This is a genomic window from Streptomyces sp. CO7 (genome assembly GCF_053474865.1).
Map to the genome: position 1 here is coordinate 161,794 of NZ_JBRIOU010000007.1, position 17,761 is coordinate 179,554.

A 17,761-nucleotide genomic window follows, 5' to 3' on the forward strand; every position below is an offset into this window, starting at 1 on the left:
GGGACGGGCGGGAGGGTGGATCACTGGGAGCCGACGCCTCGGCTCAGCTCCCACAACTGGAGGTTGGAGGAACTGTTGAGCGCGTAGGCCGTGCCGGTGACACCGTCGCGGGCGGCGATGTACTGCTTGCCCTGCCACAGCGGCAGCACCGGGACGTCCTCGGCGACGATCTCCTGCATCTCGGTCAGGCTCAGCACGGCGTCGGCCCGGTCGCGCTCGCGGCGCGACTGCGGGATCAGCACCTGCTGGGCCTTGCGGTTGGAGTAGGGGGAACCGAGGAAGTTCTTCTTCTCGAGGAACGGGGCGAGGTAGTTGTCCGCGTCCGGGAAGTCGGGGAACCAGCCCATGCCCCAGACCTCGTACCGGCCCTTCATGGACGCCGGGCGGAACTCCTTCCACTGCGCGCCCTTGGGCTCGCCGACCTTGAACAGCCCGCTGTCACGGAGCTGTTCGGCCAGCACCTCGAACTCCTCGGCCGTGGCGGAGCCGTAGTGGTCCACCGTGTAGTGGAGGTCGATCGGCACCGGGGTGCTGATGCCGGCCTCGGCGAGGATCTTGGCGGCCTTGGCGGCGCTGGGCTCGCCATACTTGTTGAAGAAGCTGTTGGAGTGCCCGGTGAGGGTGGCCGGCACCAGCGAGTAGAGCGGCTCGGCCTGCGCGCCGTACACCCGGGCGACCAGCTCGCTGCGGTCCACGACCTGCGCGACCGCCTGGCGGACCGCCTTGTTCTGGACGGCCGGGGCGTCGGTGTCGAAGGCCAGGTAGCGGATGTCGAGCCCGGACATCTCGACGAGCTCGATGCCGTCGTCCTTGGCCGCGTCCAGCTTCGTGACCTGCCCGGGCGTCAGGGTGCGGGACATGACGTCGATCTCGCCGTCCGCCATCGCCGCGTCCATCGCCTCGGCGTCGGCGAAGGCGACCAGCTCCGCCTCCTCGTTGGCCACCTCGAGGGAGCCCCGGTAGTCCGGGTTGCGGGTGAAGACCGCCTTCGCCAGCGCGCCGTCCTCGACCTCCGACTCCAGGGTGTACGGGCCGGAGCCGCTGACGCCGAAGCCCTCGCGGAGCTCGGAGGCGGGGTACTCGTCCGGGTCGACGATGGAGGCGACCGGCGTGGAGAGCTTGTACGGGAAGGTGGCGTCGGCGGCCTTCAGGTGGAAGATCACCTCGCGGTCGCCCCGGGTCTCCACGGCGTCCACGCCGTTCAGCAGACCGGCCACGCCGCTGTCCGAGTCGATCCGCAGCACCCGCTCGACGGAGTACTTCACGTCCTCGGCGGTGACGGCGTCGCCGCCGGCGAACCGCAGGCCCTTGCGCAGGGTGCAGGAGTAGCGCTCGTTGCCGGTGTCGGTGAAGCGGCAGTTCTCGGCGGCCTCGGGCTGCGGGTCGCCGCCGCCCCTCGGCTGCACCAGGAGGGTCTGCAGCGACTGGCGCAGGACGTTCCAGGAGCCGACGTCGTAGGCGTAGGCGGGGTCGAGCGGTGCGGGGGCGTCCGTCGAGGAGGTGACCTGGTCCGTGGTGCCGACTCTGACCGGCGCGCCGTCCGAACCGCTGTCGGACCCGCCGCAGGCGGCCATCAGCGGAGCGACCAGACCGATCACGGCCGGCAGCACCAGAGTCTTGCGGTTCATGCTCGGACGTCTCCAGGCTGTCTGTTTCCGCGGGTCCCGTCGGCCGGGGGTGTGGCGCGTCGGGCCGCGGGAGTGGGGGAATGTTTCTCGCGGCCGACATTAGCCGCCACTGCCCGGGCCCTTCGAAGCGACCGGTTCCGAATTGCCGTCACGCTTCGGAAGCGACCGCGGACGCTGCGGCAAGGGCCTCGGGGAAGGATTCGTGCGGCAGTTCCCCAAATCGGGCGCGAACGCCCCGCCCGGGCAGGCGTATCGAGCCCATCTGTCCGGATCACCGCAGGTGCCGGACCATCCCGACGTGGCGAAGGTCACAGGAATGAACGGCGGAAAAGAGGGCCTTCCGCGAAGGCGTCACCGCTTTCCGGTATTCCGCGGAAGCGACGCCCGTCATTGCCCGCCGAAGGAGGGTGAACAATTGGTGGACGGGCTGCGCCTATTCCGTGGGAGCGGTCCTTCAGCAGGGGCGGATCAGCGAGCGCAGGAATCCCAGGTCGACTTCTTCCAGCGACTTCACGACGGTGCGCCGCGGTCCGGGGCGCATCGGGGCGACGGAGGGCACCGCGACCACCCGGCAGCCCGCCGCCTCGGCGGCGGCGACCCCGGTGGCGGTGTCCTCGACGACCGCGCAGCGGGCCGGATCGGCGCCCAGTCCGGCCGCGGCCCGCAGGTAGGGATCGGGGTGCGGCTTGGTGCGCGGCACCTCGTCGCCGGCCACGGTGAGGCGGAAGTGGTGGGCGCCCAGCGCGGTGAGGACCCGGTCGATGACGCGGCGGTGGGAGGCGGAGACCAGCGCGGTCGGGACGTCGTGGGCGTGCAGTTCGGCGAGCAGGCGGGCAGCGCCCGGCATCAGCGGCAGGTGCTCCTCGATGCGCGCCTCGAAGCCCTGGTTGAGCAGCACGGACAGCTCCTCCAGCCCGATGGCCGCGCCGGTGGCCTCGATGAGGAAGCCGGCGCTGCGGCTCATCGGCCCGCCGACCACCACCTCACGCCAGGACTCGTCCAGCCGGTGCCCCAGCGCTCCGAAGACCTCCCTCTCCACGTCCCACCAGAAACCCTCCGTGTCGACGAGGGTGCCGTCCATGTCGAGCAGTACCGCCTGGAGGCCCGACTCCTCGGCCGTCCGGGTCGTGGTGGCGGGGACCGTACTCGTCATCCGTGGGGACCTCCTCGCGAAAGAGCCTGCTGCGGGCGGGGGGCCGACAGGCCGGCCGCCCTCCCCGAGCGGGGAGAGGCGACCGGCCTGCGGCGGATCGACCAGTGTACGACCGGTTCGCGCCGATCGCCTGCCGGAAACGGCGGCGCGACGGCGCGAGCGGCTCAGCGGGCGTTGAAGTACTTCGCCTCGGGGTGGTGGATGACGATGGCGTCGGTGGACTGCTCCGGGTGGAGCTGGAACTCCTCGGAGAGGTGGACGCCGATGCGCTCCGGCTTCAGCAGCTCCGCGATCTTGGCCCGGTCCTCCAGGTCGGGGCAGGCCCCGTAGCCCAGGGAGAAGCGGGCGCCGCGGTACTTCAGCTCGAACATGCCGCTCATCTCGTCCGGGTCCTCGCCGGCGTAGCCGAGCTCGGAGCGGACCCGGGCGTGCCAGTACTCGGCGAGCGCCTCGGCGAGCTGCACGGACAGACCGTGCAGCTCCAGGTACTCGCGGTAGGAGTCGGCGGCGAACAGCCGGGCGGTCTCCTCGCCGATCCGCGAGCCGACGGTGACGACCTGCAGGCCGACCACGTCCGTCTCGCCGGACTCCTGGGGGCGGAAGAAGTCCGCCAGGCAGAGCCGGCGGCCACGGCGCTGGCGGGGGAAGGTGAAGCGGGTGCGCTCGCCGCCGTCCTCGTCCAGCAGGATCAGGTCGTCGCCCTTGGAGACGCAGGGGAAGTAGCCGTACACGACGGCCGCCTCCAGCAGGTTCTCCGTCTGCAGCCGGTCGAGCAGGCCGCGCAGCCGCGGCCGGCCCTCGGTCTCGACGAGCTCCTCGTAGGAGGGTCCGTCGCCGGTGCGGGCCTGCTTCAGACCCCACTGGCCCTTGAACAGCGCGCCCTCGTCGAGCCAGGAGGCGTACTCCTTGAGCTGGATGCCCTTGACCACGCGGGTGCCCCAGAAGGGCGGGGTGGGCACCGGGTTGTCGGTGGCCACGTCGGAGCGCACCGGCCCCTCGTCCTGGCGCTCCTCCACCTGGACGGCGGGGGCCGCCTTCACCCGGCGCTGGCGCAGCTCGGGCAGCTTGGCGCCGGGCACGCCGCGCTTGATCCCGATCAGGGCGTCCATCAGGCGCAGGCCCTCGAAGGCGTCCCGGGCGTAGCGGACCTCGCCCTGGTAGATCTCGTGCAGGTCCTGCTCGACGTACGCGCGGGTGAGTGCGGCGCCGCCGAGGATCACCGGGAAGCGGGCGGCCAGCTCGCGCTGGTTCAGCTCCTCCAGGTTCTCCTTCATGATCACCGTGGACTTCACCAGCAGGCCCGACATGCCGATGACGTCGGCCTTGTGCTCCTCGGCCGCGTCCAGGATCGCCTGGACCGGCTGCTTGATGCCGAGGTTGACGACGTTGTAGCCGTTGTTGGAGAGGATGATGTCGACCAGGTTCTTGCCGATGTCGTGCACGTCGCCGCGGACGGTGGCCAGCACGATGGTGCCCTTGCCGGCCTCATCCGTCTTCTCCATGTGCGGCTCCAGGTGCGCCACCGCGGTCTTCATGACCTCGGCGGACTGGAGGACGAACGGCAGCTGCATCTGGCCGGAGCCGAACAGCTCGCCGACCACCTTCATGCCGTCCAGCAGGGTGTCGTTGACGATGTCGAGGGCCTTGCGGGTGGTCAGCGCCTCGTCGAGGTCGGCCTCCAGGCCGTTCTTCTCGCCGTCGATGATCCGCCGCTTGAGCCGCTCGTCCAGCGGCAGCGCGGCCAGTTCCTCGGCCCGGCCGGCCTTGAGGGACTTGGCGGTGGCGCCCTCGAAGAGCTGCATCAGCTTCTGCAGCGGGTCGTAGCCCTCGCTGCGGCGGTCGTACACCAGGTCCAGCGCGGTGGCGACCTCCTCCTCGCTGAACCGGGCGATGGGGAGGATCTTGCTGGCGTGCACGATCGCCGAGTCCAGGCCCGCCTTGACGCACTCGTCGAGGAAGACGGAGTTCAGCAGGATGCGGGCGGCCGGGTTGAGGCCGAAGGAGATGTTGGACAGGCCGAGGGTGGTCTGCACGTCCGGGCGGCGGCGCTTGAGCTCGCGGATCGCCTCGATGGTGGCGACGCCGTCCTTGCGGGACTCCTCCTGGCCGGTACAGATGGTGAAGGTCAGGCAGTCGACCAGGATGTCCGACTCGTGGATGCCGTAGTGGGCGGTCAGGTCGTCGATCAGCCGCTCGGCGATCTCGACCTTCTTCTCCACGGTGCGGGCCTGGCCCTCCTCGTCGATGGTCAGCGCGATCAGTGCGGCGCCGTGCTCCCGGGCGAGCTCGGTGACCTTGGCGAACCGCGACTCGGGCCCGGCCCCGTCCTCGTAGTTGACGGAGTTCAGCACCGCGCGGCCGCCGAGCTTCTCCAGACCGGCCCGCAGCACGTCCACCTCGGTGGAGTCCAGCACGATCGGCAGGGTGGAGGCGGTCGCGAACCGGCCGGCCAGCTCGGCCATGTCGGCGACGCCGTCCCGGCCCACGTAGTCGACGCACAGGTCGAGCATGTGCGCGCCCTCGCGGATCTGCTCGCGGGCCATCTCGACGCAGTCGTCCCAGCGGCCTTCCAGCATGGCCTCGCGGAACTTCTTGGAGCCGTTGGCGTTGGTGCGCTCGCCGATGGCGAGGTACGAGGTGTCCTGGCGGAACGGCACCGTCTGGTAGAGCGAGGCGGCGCCGGGCTCGGGGCGCGGGTCGCGCTCGACCGGGGAGGCGCCCTGGACGCGCTCGACCAGCTGCCGCAGGTGTTCCGGGGTGGTGCCGCAGCAGCCGCCGACCAGGGAGAGGCCGTAGTCGCGGACGAAGTCCTGCTGGGCGTCGGCGAGGCCCTCGGCGTCGAGCGGGAAGTGCGCGCCGTCCTTGGTGAGGACGGGCAGGCCGGCGTTGGGCATGCACAGCAGCGGGATGCGGGAGTGGCGGGCCAGGTAACGCAGGTGCTCGGTCATCTCGGCGGGGCCGGTCGAGCAGTTCAGGCCGATCATGTCGATGCCGAGCGGCTCGAGCGCGGTGAGCGCGGCGCCGATCTCGGAGCCGAGCAGCATGGTGCCGGTTGTCTCGAACGCCATCGACACCATCAGCGGCACCTGGACGCCGGTGGCCTCCATCGCGCGGCGGGCGCCCACGACGGCGGCCTTGGTCTGCAGCAGGTCCTGGGTGGTCTCCACGATCAGCGCGTCGGCGCCGCCGCCGAGCAGGCCCTCGGCGTTGGCCTGGAAGCCGTCACGGACGACGCCGTAGCCGATGTGGCCGAGGGTGGGCAGCTTGGTGCCGGGGCCCATGGAGCCCAGCACCCAGCGCTGCCGGCCGGTGCGCGCGGTGAAGTCGTCGGCCGCCTCGCGGGCGATGCGGGCGCCCGCCTCCGACAGCTCGTGGATCCGGTCGGCGATCTCGTACTCGGCGGCGGCCGAGTGGTTGGCGCCGAAGGTGTTGGTCTCGACGCAGTCGACGCCCACCTCGAGGTAGGCGTCGTGGACCGAACGGACGATGTCGGGGCGGGTGACGTTCAGGATCTCGTTGCAGCCCTCGAGGTCCTGGAAGTCCGCCAGGGTCGGGTCCTGCGCCTGGAGCATCGTGCCCATCGCCCCGTCGGCGACCACCACGCGGGTGGCCAGGGCCTCTCGGAGGGCGGACACGCGGGCGCGGGCGTCTGCTGCGGACGGGGACGGCGACGAGGCCATGGAGGAGCTCCCTGGGATGCGACGGCTGTCGGCTTTGCGCGGTCGCGGACCGTTTCCGCGGGGTGCGCACCAGATCAGCGTAGCCGGGGTGTCCGCACGGTGGCGGTCCGGTCCACTGTGCGGACGCCGCCGGACGGCCGTACGGCGGACCGGCGAGGGGCCGCCGAAGGGTGCGATCTTGGCGTAATCACGCCATCACACTCCGGTATCGCCCCTCGGGTCTCGTCGTTACCATGCGAAGGATGACGAGCTCCCAGATCTTCATCGGCGAGACAGTAGGGACGGCTCTTCTCATCCTCCTCGGCGGCGGCGTGTGCGCCGCCGTCACACTCAAGGCGTCCAAGGCCCGCAACGCCGGATGGCTCTCCATCGCCTTCGGCTGGGGCCTGGCCGTGATGGTCGCGGTCTACGCCACGGGACCCGTGTCCGGGGCCCACCTCAATCCGGCGGTCACCCTGGCCCTGGCCCTGAACGGCGGCACCGCCTGGGCGGACCTGCCGCTGTACTGGGCCGGGCAGATGCTCGGCGCGATGATCGGCGCGGCCCTCGTCTGGGTCGCCTACTACGGGCAGTTCCACGCCCATCTGACCGACCACGAGATCGTCGGCGGCCCCGGCGCGCAGAAGACGCCGACCGCCGAGGGCAAGGCGGTCGAGGCGCGGGAACCGGCCGCCGGACCGGTGCTGGGCATCTTCTCCACCGGCCCGGAGATCCGCAAACCGCTGCAGAACCTGCTGACCGAGATCATCGGCACGGTGGTGCTGCTGCTCGGCGTGCTCACCCAGGGCCTCAACGCCGACGGCGACGGCCTGGGCCCGCTGGGCGGTCTGGTCACCGCCCTGCTCGTGGTCGCGATCGGTCTGTCGCTGGGCGGCCCGACCGGCTACGCCATCAACCCGGCCCGCGACCTGGGTCCCCGGCTGACGCACGCGCTCCTGCCCCTGCCGAACAAGGGCGGCTCCGACTGGGGATACGCCTGGGTGCCGGTCGCCGGTCCCCTGATCGGCGCGGTGGTCGCGGCGGGTCTCTACCGGTGGCTGTTCCCCTGAGAGACCATGCGCAGGCCGCGGTGGAGCAGACGCGTCGACCCGCACGTACCACGTCCGCAGACCTCGAAGGGTGACCAGTGACCGACCAGCAGCCAGTGACCGAAGGACGCAGCGCAGGCCCGTTCATCGCGGCCATCGACCAGGGCACCACGTCGACCCGCTGCATCGTCTTCGACCGGGACGGCCGGATCGTCGCGGTGGACCAGAAGGAGCACGAACAGATCCTCCCGAAGCCGGGCTGGGTCGAGCACGACGCCATGGAGATCTGGGCCAACCTGGAGGAGGTGGTCGCCGGGGCGATCACCGCCGCGGGCGTCACCCGGGACGACATCGTGGCCATCGGCATCACCAACCAGCGCGAGACGACCGTGCTGTGGGACCGGCACACCGGCCGGCCGGTGCACAACGCGATCGTCTGGCAGGACACCCGCACCGACGCGCTCTGCCGCGAACTGGGCCGCAACGTGGGCCAGGACCGCTTCCGCCGGGAGACCGGCCTGCCGCTGGCGTCCTACTTCGCCGGGCCCAAGGCGCGCTGGCTGCTGGACCAGGTGGACGGCCTGCGCGAGCGGGCGGAGGCCGGGGACATCCTCTTCGGCACGATGGACAGCTGGGTGATCTGGAACCTGACGGGCGGCGTGGACGGCGGCCGGCACGTCACCGACGTCACCAACGCCTCCCGCACCCTGCTGATGAACCTGCGCACCCTCGACTGGGACGAGCGGATCTGCGAGTCGATCGGCGTCCCCACCGCGATGCTCCCGGAGATCCGCTCCTCCGCCGAGGAGTACGGGAAGATCCGGGGCGGGCGGCTGGGCGACCTGCTGGGCGGCATCCCGGTCGCCTCGGCGCTGGGCGACCAGCAGGCCGCGCTGTTCGGCCAGACCTGCTTCGCCGAGGGCGAGGGCAAGTCGACCTACGGCACCGGCACCTTCCTGCTGATGAACACCGGCGAGAAGATCATCAACTCCTACAGCGGCCTGATCACCACGGTCGGCTACCGGATCGGCGGGCAGAAGCCGGTCTACGCGCTGGAGGGGTCGATCGCGGTCACCGGTTCGCTGGTGCAGTGGATGCGCGACCAGATGGGGATGATCTCCAGCGCGGCCGAGATCGAGCCGCTGGCCGCCTCGGTGGAGGACAACGGCGGCGCGTACTTCGTGCCGGCGTTCTCCGGCCTGTTCGCCCCCTACTGGCGTTCCGACGCCCGGGGGGTGATCGCCGGGCTCACCCGGTACGTCACCAAGGCCCACCTGGCGCGCGCGGTGCTGGAGGCCACGGCCTGGCAGACCCGGGAGATCACCGACGCCATGGCCAAGGACTCCGGGGTCCAGCTGGCGACGCTGCGGGTGGACGGCGGCATGACCGCCAACGACCTGCTGATGCAGATCCTCGCGGACTGCCTGGACGCGCCGGTGGTGCGGCCCGAGGTGTCCGAGACGACCTGTCTGGGCGCGGCCTACGCGGCGGGCCTGGCGGTCGGCTTCTGGAAGAGCGTGGACGAGCTGCGCGCCAACTGGCGCCAGGACGCCGAGTGGACTCCCCGGATGGACCCGGCGGTCCGCGACAGCGAGTACCACAACTGGCACAAGGCGGTCCGGCGGACGATGGACTGGGTCGAGGACTGAGCCGGTGACGCCCCGGCGGCCCCGGCGCGCGGGAGAACGGTCCGCGCCCGGGGCCGCCGGGGCGTGTGTGCACCCCTTCCCCACGGGGCAGTGATCGCTCACGGGCCGTTCGAGGGGGCTGCGGGCAGTGCCCCCGAACGCCGTAAGGTTGTGGCGTACACGAGGACTCGTCGGAAGGAGGCGCTGGGTGATCGAGCTCGAGGGGGTTCCCGAGCTGATCGACCCGGTCATGGTGGCCGCGTTCGAAGGCTGGAACGATGCCGGTGACGCCGCCTCCGCCGCGGTCGCGCATCTCGAGAAGGAGTGGAAGGGCGAGGTGTTCGCGGCGCTGGACGCCGAGGACTACTACGACTTCCAGGTCAACCGGCCCACCGTGTGGCTGGACAACGGGGTCCGCAAGATCACCTGGCCGACGACCCGGCTCTCGGTGGTGCGCGTGGGCGGCGACAAGCCGCGCGACCTGGTGCTGGTCCGCGGCATCGAGCCGTCGATGCGCTGGCGCACGTTCTGCAACGAGCTGCTCGGTTTCGCCCACGAGCTGGGCGTGGAGCTGGTGGTGATCCTGGGCGCGCTGCTCGGCGACACCCCGCACACCCGGCCGGTGCCGATCAGCGGGACCACCTCCGACGCCGACCTGGCCCGGCGGATGGACCTGGAGGAGACCAAGTACGAGGGCCCGACCGGCATCGTGGGCGTGCTCCAGGAGGCGTGCACGCACGCCGGGGTGCCGGCGGTGAGCCTGTGGGCGGCGGTGCCGCACTACGTGTCGCAGCCGCCGAACCCGAAGGCCACGCTGGCGCTGCTGAACCGGCTGGAGGACCTGATCGACATCCGCGTCCCGCTGGGCGAGCTCGCGGAGGACGCGCGCGCCTGGCAGGTGGGCGTGGACCAGTTGGCCGCCGAGGACAGCGAGGTCGCCGAGTACGTGCAGACCCTGGAGGAGGCGCGGGACACCGCGGACCTCCCGGAGGCCTCCGGCGAGGCGATCGCGCGCGAGTTCGAGCGGTACCTGCGCCGCCGGGACAGCCCGGGCGGCCGCTCCCGCCCCGGGAAGCCGCCGCGGGCCGGCGACGACGACGATCCGCCGCAGGGCCCCGGTGCGGGGCCGGGTCCCGGCCCGGGCGCGGGCTCGGAGGACTGACCGGATCGCGGCCGTGCGGACACACGAACGAGGGGAGGGCCCCACGCCTGACGGCGTGGGGCCCTCCCCTCGTTCGTGTGTCCGCCGGTCCCTACAGCGCGACGCCGAGCAGGGCGTCGACCGCGCGGGTGACCACGCCGGGGGCGCCGATGTCCTGACCGCCGGTGCTCTGCTGGACGGCGGCCCAGCGGTCCACCGCGGCCAGCGCGGCGGGCGCGTCGAGGTCGTCGGCGAGGGCGTCGCGGATCTCCTCGACCAGCGCGTCGGCGGGCGGGCCGTCCGGCCGGGAGACGGCGGCGCGCCAGCGGTTCAGGCGCTCGACGGCGTCCCGCAGGACCTGGTCGGTCCACTCCCAGTCGCTGCGGTAGTGGTGGGCGAGCAGGGCCAGCCGTATGGCGGCCGGGTCGACGCCGTCCTGGCGCAGCCGGGAGACGAAGACCAGGTTGCCCCTGGACTTCGACATCTTCTCGCCGTCCAGGCCGACCATGCCGGCGTGGACGTACGCCTTGGCCATCGGGTACTCGCCGGTCAGCACCTGGGCGTGCGAGGCGCCCATCTCGTGGTGCGGGAAGGCGAGGTCGGAGCCGCCGCCCTGCACGTCGAAGCCCATGCCGAGGTGGTCCAGGGCGATGGCGACGCACTCGATGTGCCAGCCCGGGCGGCCGCGGCCGAGGCTGCCGCCGTCCCAGCTGGGCTCTCCCTCACGGGCGGCCATCCACAGCATCGGGTCGAGGGGGTTCTTCTTGCCGGGGCGCTCCGGGTCGCCACCGCGCTCGGCGGACAGCAGCCGCATCGCGGCCGCGTCCAGGTTCGACACCTGGCCGAAGTGCGGGTCGGACTCGACGGAGAAGTAGACGTCGCCCTCGAGCTCATAGGCCGCGCCGGCCGCGAGCAGGCGCTCCACCAGCGGGACGATGCCGGGGATGGCCTCCACGGCGCCGATGTAGTGCTTCGGCGGCAGCATCCGCAGGGCGGTCATGTCCTCGCGGAACAGGGCCGTCTCGCGCTCGGCGAGGGCCACCCAGTCGACGTCGTCGCGCTGGGCGCGCTCGAGCAGGGGGTCGTCCACGTCGGTGACGTTCTGGACGTAGTGGACCTGGCGCTTGGTGTCCAGCCAGACGCGCTGGACGAGGTCGAACGCGTTGTAGGTCGCCGCGTGACCCATATGGGTGGCGTCGTAGGGCGTGATGCCGCAGACGTAGATGCGGGCGACGGGGCCGGGGGTGAGGGTGACGCGACCGCCGGTCGCGGTGTCGTGGATCCTCAGGTCGCGGCCCTGACCGGGCAGGGCGGGGACGTCGGAAGCGGGCCAGGCATGCATGTCATGAGCCTAACCGGACAGGTGTTCCGGCCACGAACCGGTCCGCGCCACACGGCCCGGACGTGACCGAACAGGCACTCTTGCGCGATCACACGCACCGTGCAGCGATCGCCCGCGCCCGGCCGTCGCGCGGCCCGGCCCGCGCCCTCGCACCGTCAGATCGGGGGCCACGGCAGGGCGGGCCACTCGCCGCCCGGCTGCGGATGCTTCCCGCTCTCCAGGAGTGCGGCGGTCCGCGCCCGGGTGGCGTCCAGCTCCGCCGCGGTGATCAGGGGGGCCAGGCGGCCGGTGAGGGGGCCGTCGTCGGCCAGCGCGGCCGTCAGGCGGCGCAGGGCCTCCACGGCCTCCTGCGGGAGCGGCTCGCCGGCCCAGCCCCACAGCAGCGTGCGCAGCTTGTCCTCGGTGTGGAAGGTGACCCCGTGGTCGATGCCGTACAGCCGCCCGCCCGGCGCGGTCAGCAGGTGGCCGCCCTTGCGGTCGGCGTTGTTGATCACCGCGTCCAGCACGGCGAGGCGACGCAGCCGCGCGTCGTCGGCGTGCACGAGCAGGGCGGTGCGCCCCTCCCCCACCTCGGCGAGGCCGATCTCCTTCCAGCCGGCGCCGGGGTTCTCCGGGTCGACCAGGGCGAGCAGCTCGCCGCCCGGCTCGGGCTCGGCCGGCTGCTCGATCCACAGCTGGCACATGCCCTCGCCGTAGGGCCCCTCCCGCAGCACGGTGGGCGGTACCAGGCCCCAGCCGGTCGCCTCGGACACCTCGTAGGCGGCCACCTCGCGGCGGGCGAGGTTGCCGTCGGGGAAGTCCCACAGCGGGCGCTCCCCCGCCACCGGCTTGTAGACGCACGCCGCCTCCTGCCCGTCCAGCGCGACGGTGCAGTACAGCGCGGCGTTCGACGCCTCCGGGATCCGGCCGCGCACGGTGAGCTCACCGCGGGCCAGCAGTTCGGCGGGCGGCAGGCTCAGCGCCGGTATCCGTTCTGGCGCGGACATACGTGTCCCTCCGGGTCGAGCGGCAGGCTGCACAGGGGGCACGGCGGGCGCCCCGCGTCGACGACCTCCATGGCGCGCTTGGCGAACGATCTCGCCTGCGCCCCGGTGAGCCGCACGCGCAGCACGGGCGGGCCGTTCTCCTCGTCCTGGAGCATCTGCTCCTCCGCGGCGGCCAGGTCCTCGTCGGTCTCCGCCTCCAGCTCGACCAGGGCCTGCGCCTCGACGATCATGCGCTGGTCGGAGCCGTCCCAGGCCAGGGCCATGGTGCCGACCCGGAACTCCTCGTCCACCGGCGTCTGCAGGGGCGCGGTGTCCAGCACGTCGGCGGGGGTCACCGCGGGCACGGAGGCGCTGCCGCCACTGCGGCGCACCACCTCGTCCAGCAGCTCGTCCATCCGTTCGGCGAGCGCGGCGACCTGGGTCTTCTCCAGCGCGACGCTGGTCACCCGGGCGCCGGCGCTGGCCTGGAGGTAGAACGTACGGCGCCCGGGCAGCCCGACCGTGCCGGCCACGAAGCGGTCCGGCGGATCGTAGAGGAACACCTGACGTGACACGTCCTGTCTCCTGGGAGTCGTCGTCGGGGTACGGGCTGACGCGCTTCACCCTACTGCGGGGACGATCACGGTGCCCCGGCGCCGCCCCCGACCGTGGCGTCGCCGCCGGACCCCTCCGGAACCCGGTCGGGACGCGGGATCAGCGAGGCGAGGTCGCCGGTGTCGCCGAGGCGCAGCAGGAAGGGCCGGGTGCGGGTGTAGCGCACCACGGTGACCGAGCAGGGCTCGACCTGGAGGCGCTGGAACTGGTCGAGGTGCAGCCCCAGGGCGTCGGCGGCCAGCGACTTGATGATGTCGCCGTGGGAGCACATCAGGTAGACCGCGTCGGCCCCGTGCTCCTTCTCGATCCGCAGGTTCCACTCCCGGACCGCCTCGGCGGCCCGGTGCTGCATGGTGCGCATCGACTCGCCGCCGGGGAAGGCGGCGGCGGTGGGGTGGGCCTGCACGACCTCCATCAGCGGCTCGCCGGACAGCTCGTCCAGCTTGCGGCCGGTCCAGTCGCCGTAGTCGCACTCGGTGATGCCGTCCTCGGTGTGGACGGGCAGCCCCGGGCGGGCCGCCAGCAGCGGCTGGACCGTCTCCCGGCAGCGGCGCAGCGGGCTGGTGACGACCTCGGCGAGCGGGATCCCCTCCAGCCGGGCCGGGAGGGCGGCGGCCTGCGCGGCGCCGCGTTCGTCGAGCGTCACACCGGGCATGCGTCCGGCGAGCAGTCCCGCGGTGTTGGCGGTGGAACGTCCGTGCCGGACCAGGATGAGCGTGGGCATGTCGCCCAGGGTAGGGGTACCAGGGACTGCGGGACCTCACCGTGGGGTCCGTCGGGACGAGGGAGAACGCACCACGTGATCGTCGACTGCGCCGTGTACCGGAACGGGAAGAGGGTCCCGGCCGAGGAGGACTACTCCGACGCCCTGGCCCAGGCGCGCGCCGCGGCAACCGACTCGTCGTTCGTCTGGATCGGGCTCCACCAGCCCACCCCGGAGGAGTTCGACCTGGTCGCCAGCGAGTTCGGGCTCCACCCGCTGGCCGTCGAGGACGCCCTGAAGGCGCACCAGCGGCCGAAGCTGGAGGTCTACGACGACTCGCTGTTCGTGGTCCTCAAGCCGGTGATCTACGAACCGCGCAGCGACGAGGTCTCCACCGGCGAGATCATGATCTTCCTGGGCGACGCCTTCGTGGTCACCGTCCGGCACGGCGACACGCCGCTGCACGCGGTGCGCGACCGGCTGGAGCGGGAGCCGGAGACCCTGGTGCGCGGTCCGACGGCGGTGCTGTACGCCATCGCCGACACCGTGGTCGACCACTACCTGGAGGTGGGGCGCGAGCTGCACACCGACCTGGAGGAGGTCGAGGCGGAGGTCTTCTCGCCGTCCGCGGGCGGCACCCGGAACACCGCGGAGCGGATCTACACGTTCAAGCGGCAGGTCCTGGAGTTCCGCCGGGCCACCGGCCCGCTGACCGCTCCCATGCTGCGGCTCGCGGAGAACGGCCGCGGCGGCAGCAGGGTGCCGTTCGTCGACGACGAGGCCCGGCCGTTCTTCCGTGACGTCGGCGACCACCTGATGCGGGTCAACGAGTCCGTGGAGGGGCTGGACCGCCTGATCTCCGACATCCTCTCGGCGCACCTGGCGCAGATGAGCGTCCGGCAGAACGACGACATGCGGAAGATCTCCGCCTGGGCGGCCATGGCGGCGGTGCCGACGATGATCGCCGGCATCTACGGGATGAACTTCGAGCACATGCCGGAGCTGACCTGGACCTGGTCGTATCCCACGGTGATCGCGGTGATGGCGGTCCTGGAGTACTTCCTGTTCCGGCTCTTCAAGAACCGCGACTGGCTCTGACCGCCCCCTCACGCCCTTCGCGGCGGGATGCGACGACGCCGAAGGGCCGCGGTCGACGACCGCGGCCCTTCGTGTGGTGTCCGAGGGGGGACTTGAACCCCCACGCCCGATAAAGGGCACTAGCACCTCAAGCTAGCGCGTCTGCCATTCCGCCACCCGGACAAGGTGTCTGTCGCTGCTGAGGGATTTCTCTGTTCCCCTCGCGGCGACAGGAGAAACATTACCAGGCTTTCCGGGGTGCCCGATCACGCCCCCTCTCGTCCGTGCGGACCGTGAGGAGGAGGATGTGACAGGACCACAGCAGGACCACATCCGGACGACAGCGGGAGGTAGCGCGTGAGCGAGAAGGTCACCGGGGAGGAAGAGGTCGTCGACCTCTGCCGGGAGCTGATCCGGATCGACACCAGCAACTACGGCGACGGTTCCGGGCCGGGCGAGCGCAAGGCCGCCGAGTACGTGGCCGAGAAGCTCGCCGAGGTGGGCCTGGACCCGAGGATCATCGAGTCGCGTCCCGGGCGGGCCTCCACCGTGGCGCGCATCGAGGGCGAGGACCCCTCCCGGCCCGCGCTGCTCATCCACGGCCACACCGACGTCGTCCCCGCCAACGCCGACGACTGGACGCACCACCCCTTCGCCGGCGAGATCGCCGACGGCTGTGTCTGGGGACGCGGCGCGGTCGACATGCAGGACATGAACGCCATGACCCTGGCCGTGGTCCGCGAGCGCCTGCGCACCGGCCGCAAGCCCCCGCGGGACGTCGTGCTGGCGTTCCTGGCCGACGAGGAGGCCGGCGGCACCTACGGCGCCCGTCACCTCGTGGACAACCACCGCGACCTCTTCGAGGGCGTCACGGAGGCCATCGGCGAGGTCGGCGGCTTCTCCTTCACGGTCAACGAGAACCTGCGGCTCTACCTGGTCGAGACGGCCCAGAAGGGCATGCACTGGATGCGGCTGACCGTGGACGGCACGGCCGGCCACGGCTCGATGACCAACCACGACAACGCGGTCACCGAACTGTGCGAGGCGGTCGGGCGGCTCGGCCGGCACACCTGGCCGGTGCGGGTGACCAAGACGGTCCGCTCCTTCCTGGACGAGCTCTCGGACGCCCTGGGCACCGAACTGGACCCGGAGAACATGGAGGAGACGCTGGCCAAGCTGGGCGGCATCGCCAAGATGGTCGGCGCCACCCTGCGCAACTCGGCCGCGCCCACCATGCTCGGCGCGGGCTACAAGGTGAACGTCATCCCCGGCCAGGCCACCGCCCACGTCGACGGCCGCTTCCTGCCGGGCTACGAGGAGGAGTTCCTCGCCGACCTGGACCGCCTGCTCGGCCCCCGGGTGCGCCGGGAGGACGTGCACGCGGACAAGGCCCTGGAGACGGACTTCGACGGCCGGCTGGTCGACGCCATGCAGACCTCGCTGGTGGCGGAGGACCCCATCGCCCGGGCGGTGCCGTACATGCTCTCCGGCGGCACCGACGCCAAGTCCTTCGACGACCTCGGCATCCGCTGCTTCGGCTTCGCGCCGCTGAAGCTGCCCCCGGAGCTGGACTTCGCCGGGATGTTCCACGGCGTGGACGAGCGTGTGCCGGTCGACGGCCTGAAGTTCGGGGTGCGGGTACTGGACCGCTTCCTCGACGCCTGCTGACCGGTTAATCGCTCAGGCGTCCAGCAGCCTCCCGGGACGAGTGAATGCGCTCATAGGCTCGTAGCCCTATTAGCCCGTCCTCGTTACAGGTGATGCGACCGCAACTGGGTCGCGTTTGCCTTTCCAGGAGGAATCATGATCAAGAAGATCGTCGCCGCCGCTGCTGCCACCGGTGGACTTGTGCTGGCCGGCGCGGGCATGGCCGCCGCCGACGCGGGAGCCGAGGGCGCCGCCGTCGGCTCCCCCGGTGTCGTCTCCGGCAACGTCATCCAGGTGCCCGTTCACGTGCCGGTGAACGTCTGCGGCAACACGATCAGCGTCATCGGCCTGCTGAACCCGGCCTTCGGCAACGCCTGCGTCAACGGCTGACACTCGCTCCGTTCCACACGGCGCCGAGACGGCCGGCCCCGGGTTTCCCCCGGGGCCGGCCCGTCGGCCGCCCCTCTCAGGTACCAGACAAGGTCGAAGGCAGGAAGTTCTCAGAATGCGACACGTCACCCGCAAGGGCCTGATGACCGTGGCGGCGGCGACCGGTGTCATCGCCGCGGCCGGAGGTCAGGCTCACGCCGACGCCCACGCCGGCGGCTCCACGGCCAACTCCCCCGGCGTGCTGTCGGGGAACACCATCCAGGTGCCGGTGAACATCGGCGTCGACGTCTGCGGCAACACCGTGAACGTCGTGGGTCTGCTCAACCCCGCGGCCGGCAACGGCTGCGCGATCGGCGGCGGCAGCCACGGCTCCGGGAAGCACGGCGGCGGAAAGCACGACGGCAAGCCCGGTGGCCGGCAGGGCGGCGGCAAGCACCGCGGCGGCCACGACGGCCACGGCGGCGCGCACGCCGACGGCCGGAGCACCGGCTCGCCCGGCGTGGGGTCGGGCAACACCGTCCAGGTGCCGGTGGACGTTCCGGTGAACGTCTGCGGCAACAGCGTGAACGTGGTCGGCCTCGGCAACGCCGCCGTGGGCAACGACTGCGTCAACGAGGGCACCGGCCGTCACCGCAAGCCCCCGGCCACTCCGGAGCGTCCCGACGAGCCGGGCGAGCCCGGGAAGCCGGACACCCCCGACACCCCCGACACGCCGGGCAAGCCCGGGAAGCCGGAGACCCCGGACCGGCCCGACACGCCCGGCA

At 71.9% G+C, this 17,761-nt stretch carries 14 protein-coding genes and 1 tRNA gene; 7 read left to right on the top strand and 8 right to left on the bottom strand.

Features of this window, described 5'->3' with window-relative positions; all coding sequences use genetic code 11:
* Positions 1-20: 20 nt before the first annotated feature.
* The 3 genes from ACOV8S_RS24560 to metH all read right to left on the bottom strand — a co-directional run bounded on the left by ACOV8S_RS24560 (position 21) and on the right by metH (position 6,461).
* Complete coding sequence (locus ACOV8S_RS24560) at positions 21-1,628, bottom strand: ABC transporter substrate-binding protein (RefSeq protein WP_448320352.1); 1,608 nt, start codon at positions 1,626-1,628, stop codon at positions 21-23.
* Between the two features lie 454 nt (positions 1,629-2,082).
* The gene (locus tag ACOV8S_RS24565) at positions 2,083-2,781 is read right to left on the bottom strand and encodes an HAD family hydrolase (protein WP_448320354.1); all 699 of its coding nucleotides are present in this window, start codon (positions 2,779-2,781) and stop codon (positions 2,083-2,085) included.
* 164 nt (positions 2,782-2,945) lie between these two features.
* Complete coding sequence (metH, locus tag ACOV8S_RS24570; protein ID WP_448320356.1) at positions 2,946-6,461, bottom strand: methionine synthase; 3,516 nt, start codon at positions 6,459-6,461, stop codon at positions 2,946-2,948.
* Between the two features lie 242 nt (positions 6,462-6,703).
* Between metH and ACOV8S_RS24575 the strand changes: the two genes are divergently transcribed.
* The 3 genes from ACOV8S_RS24575 (at position 6,704) to ACOV8S_RS24585 (ending at position 10,279) form a co-directional block, all read left to right on the top strand.
* Positions 6,704-7,510: an MIP/aquaporin family protein gene (locus ACOV8S_RS24575; protein WP_448320358.1), complete on the top strand. Its 807-nt coding sequence runs from the start codon at positions 6,704-6,706 to the stop codon at positions 7,508-7,510.
* A gap of 95 nt (positions 7,511-7,605) precedes the next feature.
* Positions 7,606-9,138 (top strand): glycerol kinase GlpK, encoded by a 1,533-nt coding sequence (gene glpK / locus ACOV8S_RS24580; RefSeq protein WP_448320360.1) that lies wholly within the window; start codon positions 7,606-7,608, stop codon positions 9,136-9,138.
* Between the two features lie 187 nt (positions 9,139-9,325).
* The gene (locus tag ACOV8S_RS24585; protein ID WP_448320362.1) at positions 9,326-10,279 is read left to right on the top strand and encodes a PAC2 family protein; all 954 of its coding nucleotides are present in this window, start codon (positions 9,326-9,328) and stop codon (positions 10,277-10,279) included.
* A 91-nt stretch (positions 10,280-10,370) separates the two neighbouring features.
* Here ACOV8S_RS24585 and mshC read toward each other — a convergent pair whose 3' ends face one another.
* The 4 genes from mshC to ACOV8S_RS24605 all read right to left on the bottom strand — a co-directional run bounded on the left by mshC (position 10,371) and on the right by ACOV8S_RS24605 (position 13,904).
* Positions 10,371-11,600 (bottom strand): cysteine--1-D-myo-inosityl 2-amino-2-deoxy-alpha-D-glucopyranoside ligase, encoded by a 1,230-nt coding sequence (gene mshC, locus ACOV8S_RS24590; protein ID WP_448320364.1) that lies wholly within the window; start codon positions 11,598-11,600, stop codon positions 10,371-10,373.
* Positions 11,601-11,755: 155 nt separating this feature from the next.
* Complete coding sequence (locus tag ACOV8S_RS24595) at positions 11,756-12,586, bottom strand: SCO1664 family protein (RefSeq protein ID WP_448320366.1); 831 nt, start codon at positions 12,584-12,586, stop codon at positions 11,756-11,758.
* Positions 12,556-13,140 carry a DUF3090 domain-containing protein gene (locus ACOV8S_RS24600; RefSeq protein ID WP_448320368.1) on the bottom strand — a complete coding sequence of 195 codons (585 nt, stop codon included), beginning with the start codon at positions 13,138-13,140 and terminating at the stop codon, positions 12,556-12,558. The genes ACOV8S_RS24595 and ACOV8S_RS24600 overlap by 31 nt, the downstream gene beginning before the upstream one ends.
* A 65-nt stretch (positions 13,141-13,205) precedes the next feature.
* Positions 13,206-13,904, bottom strand: coding sequence for a histidine phosphatase family protein (locus tag ACOV8S_RS24605; protein WP_448320369.1), 699 nt, complete (start codon positions 13,902-13,904; stop codon positions 13,206-13,208).
* Between the two features lie 75 nt (positions 13,905-13,979).
* On the opposite strand from ACOV8S_RS24605, the gene ACOV8S_RS24610 reads away from it, so the two are divergent.
* Positions 13,980-14,981 carry a magnesium and cobalt transport protein CorA gene (locus ACOV8S_RS24610; protein ID WP_448320370.1) on the top strand — a complete coding sequence of 334 codons (1,002 nt, stop codon included), beginning with the start codon at positions 13,980-13,982 and terminating at the stop codon, positions 14,979-14,981.
* Positions 14,982-15,055: 74 nt separating this feature from the next.
* Here ACOV8S_RS24610 and ACOV8S_RS24615 read toward each other — a convergent pair.
* Positions 15,056-15,143: transfer RNA gene (locus ACOV8S_RS24615), tRNA-Leu, on the bottom strand.
* Positions 15,144-15,317: 174 nt separating this feature from the next.
* Between ACOV8S_RS24615 and ACOV8S_RS24620 the strand changes: the two genes are divergently transcribed.
* The 3 genes from ACOV8S_RS24620 to ACOV8S_RS24630 form a co-directional block, all read left to right on the top strand.
* On the top strand, positions 15,318-16,628 hold the full coding sequence (locus ACOV8S_RS24620) for a M20/M25/M40 family metallo-hydrolase (RefSeq protein ID WP_448320372.1): 1,311 nt from the start codon (positions 15,318-15,320) through the stop codon (positions 16,626-16,628).
* A gap of 135 nt (positions 16,629-16,763) precedes the next feature.
* A complete protein-coding gene (chpH, locus tag ACOV8S_RS24625; RefSeq protein WP_351112586.1) occupies positions 16,764-16,997 on the top strand; it encodes a chaplin ChpH in 234 nt (77 codons plus the stop codon).
* Positions 16,998-17,112: 115 nt separating this feature from the next.
* Positions 17,113-17,761 (top strand): chaplin (locus ACOV8S_RS24630; protein ID WP_448320374.1); only part of this gene is annotated, 649 nt, incomplete at its 3' end.

What these genes read in the sequence shown, in the direction of transcription:
- ACOV8S_RS24560 (WP_448320352.1), bottom strand. Translation starts at nt 1,628, where the DNA reads ATGAACCGCAAGACTCTGGTGCTGCCGGCCGTGATCGGTCTGGTCGCT.
- ACOV8S_RS24565 (WP_448320354.1), bottom strand. Translation starts at nt 2,781, where the DNA reads ATGACGAGTACGGTCCCCGCCACCACGACCCGGACGGCCGAGGAGTCG.
- metH (WP_448320356.1), bottom strand. Translation starts at nt 6,461, where the DNA reads ATGGCCTCGTCGCCGTCCCCGTCCGCAGCAGACGCCCGCGCCCGCGTG.
- ACOV8S_RS24575 (WP_448320358.1), top strand. Translation starts at nt 6,704, where the DNA reads ATGACGAGCTCCCAGATCTTCATCGGCGAGACAGTAGGGACGGCTCTT.
- mshC (WP_448320364.1), bottom strand. Translation starts at nt 11,600, where the DNA reads ATGCATGCCTGGCCCGCTTCCGACGTCCCCGCCCTGCCCGGTCAGGGC.
- ACOV8S_RS24595 (WP_448320366.1), bottom strand. Translation starts at nt 12,586, where the DNA reads ATGTCCGCGCCAGAACGGATACCGGCGCTGAGCCTGCCGCCCGCCGAA.
- ACOV8S_RS24605 (WP_448320369.1), bottom strand. Translation starts at nt 13,904, where the DNA reads ATGCCCACGCTCATCCTGGTCCGGCACGGACGTTCCACCGCCAACACC.
- chpH (WP_351112586.1), top strand. Translation starts at nt 16,764, where the DNA reads ATGATCAAGAAGATCGTCGCCGCCGCTGCTGCCACCGGTGGACTTGTG.